The organism is Desulfogranum marinum (assembly GCF_016918565.1).
Taxonomy (GTDB): domain Bacteria; phylum Desulfobacterota; class Desulfobulbia; order Desulfobulbales; family Desulfobulbaceae; genus Desulfogranum; species Desulfogranum marinum.
The window spans coordinates 1-6,097 of sequence record NZ_JAFFQD010000086.1; the positions used below are offsets into that span (position 1 = coordinate 1).

Here is a 6,097-nt window from a genome sequence, read left to right on the forward strand (position 1 = left end):
ACCTCCGCCACGGATTGCAGCAGACAAAGCGGCCTGTAAAAAAGCCGTGTAGTGCCGACCTAAAATTGTCGATTATGGAAAAACAGCAAGTTACACGTCCACATGGTCGCGAATTGCGAAAGTCGGGTTAAAACTTGGTCGATATACAATGGACCATCAGATTTTAAAAGAGAAGACAATCCTTCCGGACATATCTGTTATGATATGACCATCAGGAAGCGATCAGCAACAAATGTATCCCCTATTGTTTTCGAAAATTTGGAAGGAACAAAGTGGGAAGAACTTGATTCCAACGTAAAAACGTATGGCATTAAATCGTATATAGGTTTTCCGGTCATCTTAGAGAATAAGGTCGTTGGGTCTTTGTGTGTTGTTGATCTCAAAAAAAGGAACTACTCGCAGATAGAAAAAGATATACTGGCTGCCTTTTCAAAAGCTGTTGTATTGGAGGAAGAAAGGAAGCTGGCACAGGACAGGTTGACCCTGTCAAACAAGGAACTGCTCCAAAAAAACCAGGAAATTAAGCAAGCCTTTTCAAAAGTTAAGACGCTCAGTGGCCTGTTACCTATATGTGCTGCATGTAAGAAAATTCGTGATGATGAGGGCTATTGGAACCAAATTGAAGCCTATTTGTCGAAACATACCGATACAAAATTCAGTCACGGTCTTTGTGAGGAGTGCGCTGAAAAGCTATATGGCGATCAAGAGTGGTATAAATATCCTTGTCAACCAGGATAAGGCGTTGCTAGAGTTGAAGAAGGAGTTCGTGGAGCAGGCTCTTGTCCTTCTCACGTGAGTATTTAAGATTGACGAAGAGAGGGAGGTAATGCTTGGCAGGAAAACAAAATCGGTTAGCTCGGGAAAAGAGCCCCTATCTTTTGCAACATGCTGCCAACCCAGTGGATTGTTTTCCATGGGGAGAAGAAGCTCTTCGTGTTGCCGTCGCAAAAGATCGGCCCCTGTTTGTGAGTATAGGATACTCAACCTGCCACTGGTGTCATGTGACCGCCGGCGAGTCTTTTGCTGATTCGGAAATTGCTGCTTTGCTTAACAGGTGGTTTGTCAGTGTAAAAGTGGACCGGGAAGAACGGCCAGATGTGGACCAGCTGTATATGGCGGCCACTGTGACAATGAATGGTAGTGGCGGCTGGCCTCTGTCTGTTTTTTTGTTGCCTGATGGCCGACCGTTTTATTGCGCCACCTTATATTCCTCCAGACTCCATGCCTGGACGTTTGGGGTTTATTGAGGGTAAGGCAAGGTTTCATTTATTATGCGCTGCATAGAGTTGCAAGAAAATAAACAGGAGATTGCACGAAAGACCGATCGCTTTGTGCGAAGTGCTTGCACCATGCTGAGAATGCGTCTCCCGGCCGAAGAAAGGAAAACGCGTTTCTTCAGCCAAGGGTGGACACAGATGGAATTGTTTTAATTTTTTTTTAAAGGGTTCCGTCAACCACTTCCTGGGGAAGAGCATGTTTAACGTCATAGATGACACACTGCTCACGGCAAATATTTTTCAGGTTTGTTGCAGAAAATTCCTTAAACTCTTGGTGGGCAACTGCAAGGACAACCCCGTCATAGTGGGCATCAGGTAATTGTTCAAGCATGGAGACCTTATACCTGTCCCGTGCCTCTTGGTTATCGGCCCATGGATCGTAGACATCCACATCGGCACCGTAACTCTCCAGTTCTTCGATAATATCAATTACCCGTGTGTTGCGCAGATCAGGGCAGTTTTCTTTAAAGGTAAGCCCTAATATTAAGATTTTGGAATTAGCCACATGAATCCGTTTTTTTAGCATGAGTTTAATTACTTCCGATGCTATGTACCGACCCATGTCATCGTTAAGGCGTCGACCAGCCAGGATCATTTCCGGATGATAGCCAACCTCTTGAGCTTTGTGGGTGAGATAATAAGGGTCTACCCCAATGCAGTGTCCACCAACCAAACCTGGACGGAAAGGAAGGAAGTTCCACTTGGTGCCCGCTGCTTTGAGTACTTCAAGGGTATCGATTCCCAATTTATTGAAGATGAGCGCCAGTTCGTTGATCAGAGCGATGTTGACATCCCGCTGGGTATTTTCGATAACCTTTGCCGCTTCTGCAACCTTTATGGAACTTGCTTTAAAGGTACCGGCAGTGATGATGGCACCATACAGCTCGTCTACAAATGTGGCAATTTCCGGCGTGGAGCCGGAAGTGACCTTCATGATAGTCGGTAACCGATGCTCATGGTCACCCGGGTTGATACGTTCCGGACTGTATCCTGCAAAAAAGTCTTTGTTGTATATTAAACCTGCCTGCTGCTCGAGCAGAGGTATGCAGACTTCTTCTGTCGCACCCGGGAAAACCGTTGACTCGTAGATAACCACATCGCCTTTTTTTAATACCTTTGCTACTGTGCGTGATGCCCCCTCTAGCGGTGAAAGGTCTGGCCGCTTGTTGCTGTCAATGGGGGTCGGCACGGCAATGATAAACACATTACAGTCTTGGAGGTCGTCAACTGAAGAGGTGAACCGGAGTGCGCCTGCCTGTTTGAGCTCTGCAGAGCTTACCTCCCTGGTAGAGTCTTTTCCATCTTTGAGTTCTGCTATTCGTTCCTGTTTTAGGTCAAAACCGATAGTTGGCATTTTTTTGCTGAATTCAACAGCCAACGGCAGGCCTACATAACCAAGACCAATAACAGCTATTTGTGAGGATTGTATTTCAGGCATCGGGGCTTCCTGGTAGAATTCGAAATGTTAAGTGTGATGGAATTTTTACGAGTCCATCAAGTGTGGTTTGGAAAATACCATGCTGTGAGAATAGTATTGTTGAGACGGAAGTGGTTGCGAACTGATTAGTCACCGTAGTAAATAACACCGCTGGAGTCGGTTTCACTAATCTCAACAGCATAAAGGCTATATCTCTCTGTGTGCAAAGTTTCCCTCAGCTGGTTAAAAATATAGGTGGCAATGTGCTCTGAGGAAGGGTTGTTAACTGCAAATGCAGGGTGCTCGTTAAGGTCGCAATGGTCAAGAGTGTCTATGACTTCATTGACATGGACCTTGAGGGTTTTGAAATCAATGCCCATGCCAAGATGGTCTAGTTTTGCGGCGCGCACGGTAACTTTGACTTTCCAGTTATGACCGTGTGGCTTTTCGCAGGTTCCTGGATAGTCACGTAGATGGTGTCCTCCGGAAAAATGGGTCTTAATAAAAATATCCATTTAATGGTATGCTTCCTTTTTAATATAAATAAGAGTTGTTCCGCAGTACCCCGCGACATCCGCTCATCTTGAGCACTGGTGAACAGTTATAATGAATAAATTTCATCAATTACTGATAGGAATCCAGAAATTTATATTGATAGCGAGTAGATGAAAAAAACCTTTGATACTTTATTTCAAGGGCAGTTACATTGCAACCAGTATGAGCAGGGATATCGATTTTCAGTCGATGCCGTGCTGCTTGCCCACTTTTGCCGGTTGCAAAAAAGTGATGTTCGTGTCCTTGATCTTTGCTGCGGGTGTGGTGTGGTAGGCCTGATACTTGCCTATAGGCACCCTTGCGTAAACATCTCAGCAGTCGATTTGCAGCCTTGCATGATTGAACTAGTGGTTGAAAACGTTCGAAGCAACGGGTATACCGACCGTTTCACTGCTATCAACGGTAACGTCGGCAACATAGAGCAGTATAGCCGGCCAGAGTCGTTTGATCTGGTAGTGTGCAACCCCCCATACGGGAAGATTGCAGGCGGACGGCATAATTTGATTGAGGAGGTGGCTATTGCCCGTCATGAAATTATCGGTGATTTACAGAGCTTTGTCCGCGCCGCAGCCTTTGCCGTAAAAAACCGGAAAAAAGTTGTTTTTGTTTATCCCGCAGCACACACAGGAATGCTTATTTCTGCAATGTATACTAAACGTCTTACCGTGAAAAGAATACAACCTGTATACTCCTATCCTGGTTTGCAAAATGCACGACTGGTACTGGTAGAGGCTGTTAAAAATGGTGGCGAACAGTGCGAGGTGCTTCCGCCTTTTTATATTTATAGCCAAAAAAACGGCGGGTATTCGCCGGCAATGGAGGCCATGTACAGGGAGTGATATGCTAGCCAAAGTAAAAAGCGGTGCTGTTGCCGGTGTCAACGGATTGATGGTGGAAGTGGAGGTCGATCTGGCCCAAGGGTTGCCCGCTTTTTCTACGGTTGGTCTTGCCGAGGGCGCTGTGCGGGAGGCAAAAGACAGGGTCAAGGCGGCCATCAAAAACGGGGGATATGAGTTTCCACAGCGGAAAATTACCGTTTATCTAACTTAAAAACTATATCGTTGTGTGAGCTGATAATATCTATGATTCTATGTGGTTGCAGGGTGAAGTCAAGCTCAACCATAATTTCCCTTTCACCTACTTTGTTCCCGTGGACGGGCTTGCTAGATTTATTGCTCCCGTCCTTTTTCGAAACGCCAATGTCGTATTCATCTAACTCCCTTATATAAACTTGTCCGCCAGTTTCAGGGCTTATAACTGCTTCAACTAATTTCTTCTTATCTTCAAAAGGTAATTTGTGTAAGGCAGTTTTAAGGGCGATTTTCATACGCATTGTATGCTCTCGCTTGGGATGGTTAAATATATTTTGAAATTCCTCTAACTTTTTCAATTTATGGTTGTGGAAGGAAAGCTCATTTTGTGCAGTATTAAGTGTGCGGGAAACAGAATTATATTCCTTTTCTATCTTTTCTCTTTCTTGGCTATATAATGTCAACAATTCTGGATTGTGGGCATTTATCTCAATTTTTACAGCTCTGGATAGTTTTTCTTGCAACGACGTTTTCTTATTTGTGAGTGACAGAATTTTTGTTTTTAATTCTTCGGTTGGTTTACTTTTTACCCATTCCTCAACATACTCCTTTGGCTTTATGATTAAATTGACTACTTGATTAAAAACGGCAAAATCCACTTTGTCTGAATTTAGAAATGGTAGATGGCATTTTTCTTTGTTTCTTGCTTTTAGTTGCTTGGCGCTTGCTCTTCGCCAAGGGCAAGCATAATAGATAAAGTTCCTGGCCCCAGTTGTTTGTTTATATAACTTTGCACCACAGTGACGACATTTCAGAACGTTTTCTGCCATAAACTTGTTCTCAAGGCCACTGTGCTTTTTCTTGGGAATGACTTTGTTGTGTTGAATTTTTGCTTGAACTAAATCGAATTGTTCTTTTTCAATGATTTTGGGAAATTGAACTGGTACCCAATCTTTTTTGTCTTTTTTTTCCTTTGTTTTTAGAACCCTATTTTTGTCGTTCGATTTAAATTTATACTGATTGTAATGTATTAAAATTCCGGTATAAGCTTCGTTTCTCAAAATCTCTCGGACTGTATTTACATTCCAATGTGAAGATGCATCTTTTCTTCCTAACAGTGCTGAAGGCGTAGGTACACCGTCATCTGTCAATTTTCCTGCAACGTCCAGTATGGATAATCTGTTATTAAGGTACAAATTGTAGATTTTGTGAATAATTTCAGACTTTTGCTTGTTTATTTTTATTGTGAAAGTTGTTTTGTCAAGATAGTAGCCAAAAGGTGGATGACCCATGAGGGCTTCTCCCTTTTTCCATTTATGCATTCTGCCAGCAGTCGTTCTGGAGCGGATCAAATCCCTTTCAAATTGTGCAAATGCACCCATTATTTGAAGCATTACGCTCCCCATCGGTCCGTCCGTACTAATAATCGGACTATCAAGGCAAATCATTTTTACGCCAAACTTCTCTGCTTCGTGATAAAAATTAAGTGTATCTCTTAAGTTACGGGCCAATCTATCTAGTTTTGTGAAAATAATGGCATGGAATCCTTCCGTTTTAAAGTCTTTGACTAGCTGTTGAAGAGCAGGGCGGTTAGTTGATTTTCCTGAAATACCATCATCAATATACATAATGGGCTTGTCCCATTTTCTGCTGGTAGTTTCATCTTTAATTTTATTTTCCTGGTCCTTAATGCGTATTCCACTGAATCCGGCCACCCATTCCAGTCGAAACCGGCCAGTCAGTCCACGTGATTCCGGCCACCTATTCCAGTGAAACTGGCCAGGTGGTCGGAGCGAAGCGACGCTGTTATTTTTTCA

At 43.5% G+C, this 6,097-nt stretch carries 7 protein-coding genes; 4 read left to right on the top strand and 3 right to left on the bottom strand.

Translation table 11 applies throughout. The annotated features are described in order from the left end of the window. The first annotated feature begins 204 nt into the window (after nt 1-204). Both JWH17_RS22535 and JWH17_RS22540 read left to right on the top strand, forming a co-directional pair. Nucleotides 205-738 carry a GAF domain-containing protein gene (locus tag JWH17_RS22535; protein WP_205224960.1) on the top strand — a complete coding sequence of 178 codons (534 nt, stop codon included), beginning with the start codon at nt 205-207 and terminating at the stop codon, nt 736-738. A 92-nt stretch (nt 739-830) separates the two neighbouring features. Next, a complete protein-coding gene (locus JWH17_RS22540; protein WP_232371264.1) occupies nt 831-1,247 on the top strand; it encodes a DUF255 domain-containing protein in 417 nt (138 codons plus the stop codon). A 190-nt stretch (nt 1,248-1,437) separates the two neighbouring features. Here the strand turns inward: JWH17_RS22540 and tviB are convergent, their stop codons facing one another. Continuing rightward, nucleotides 1,438-2,715, bottom strand: a complete 1,278-nt coding sequence (gene tviB, locus JWH17_RS22545) for a Vi polysaccharide biosynthesis UDP-N-acetylglucosamine C-6 dehydrogenase TviB (protein ID WP_205224961.1) — start codon at nt 2,713-2,715, stop codon at nt 1,438-1,440. Nucleotides 2,716-2,840: 125 nt separating this feature from the next. After that, the gene (queD, locus tag JWH17_RS22550; RefSeq protein WP_205224962.1) at nt 2,841-3,209 is read right to left on the bottom strand and encodes a 6-carboxytetrahydropterin synthase QueD; all 369 of its coding nucleotides are present in this window, start codon (nt 3,207-3,209) and stop codon (nt 2,841-2,843) included. Between the two features lie 150 nt (nt 3,210-3,359). On the opposite strand from queD, the gene JWH17_RS22555 reads away from it, so the two are divergent. Continuing rightward, nucleotides 3,360-4,088 carry a tRNA1(Val) (adenine(37)-N6)-methyltransferase gene (locus JWH17_RS22555; protein ID WP_205224963.1) on the top strand — a complete coding sequence of 243 codons (729 nt, stop codon included), beginning with the start codon at nt 3,360-3,362 and terminating at the stop codon, nt 4,086-4,088. A 1-nt stretch (nt 4,089) separates the two neighbouring features. Beyond that, nucleotides 4,090-4,299 (top strand): magnesium chelatase domain-containing protein, encoded by a 210-nt coding sequence (locus JWH17_RS22560; protein WP_232371265.1) that lies wholly within the window; start codon nt 4,090-4,092, stop codon nt 4,297-4,299. Here the strand turns inward: JWH17_RS22560 and JWH17_RS22565 are convergent. Beyond that, nucleotides 4,280-5,995, bottom strand: a complete 1,716-nt coding sequence (locus tag JWH17_RS22565; RefSeq protein WP_205224964.1) for a recombinase family protein — start codon at nt 5,993-5,995, stop codon at nt 4,280-4,282. The two genes, JWH17_RS22560 and JWH17_RS22565, sit on opposite strands and share 20 nt — an antisense overlap. Nucleotides 5,996-6,097: the final 102 nt, after the last annotated feature.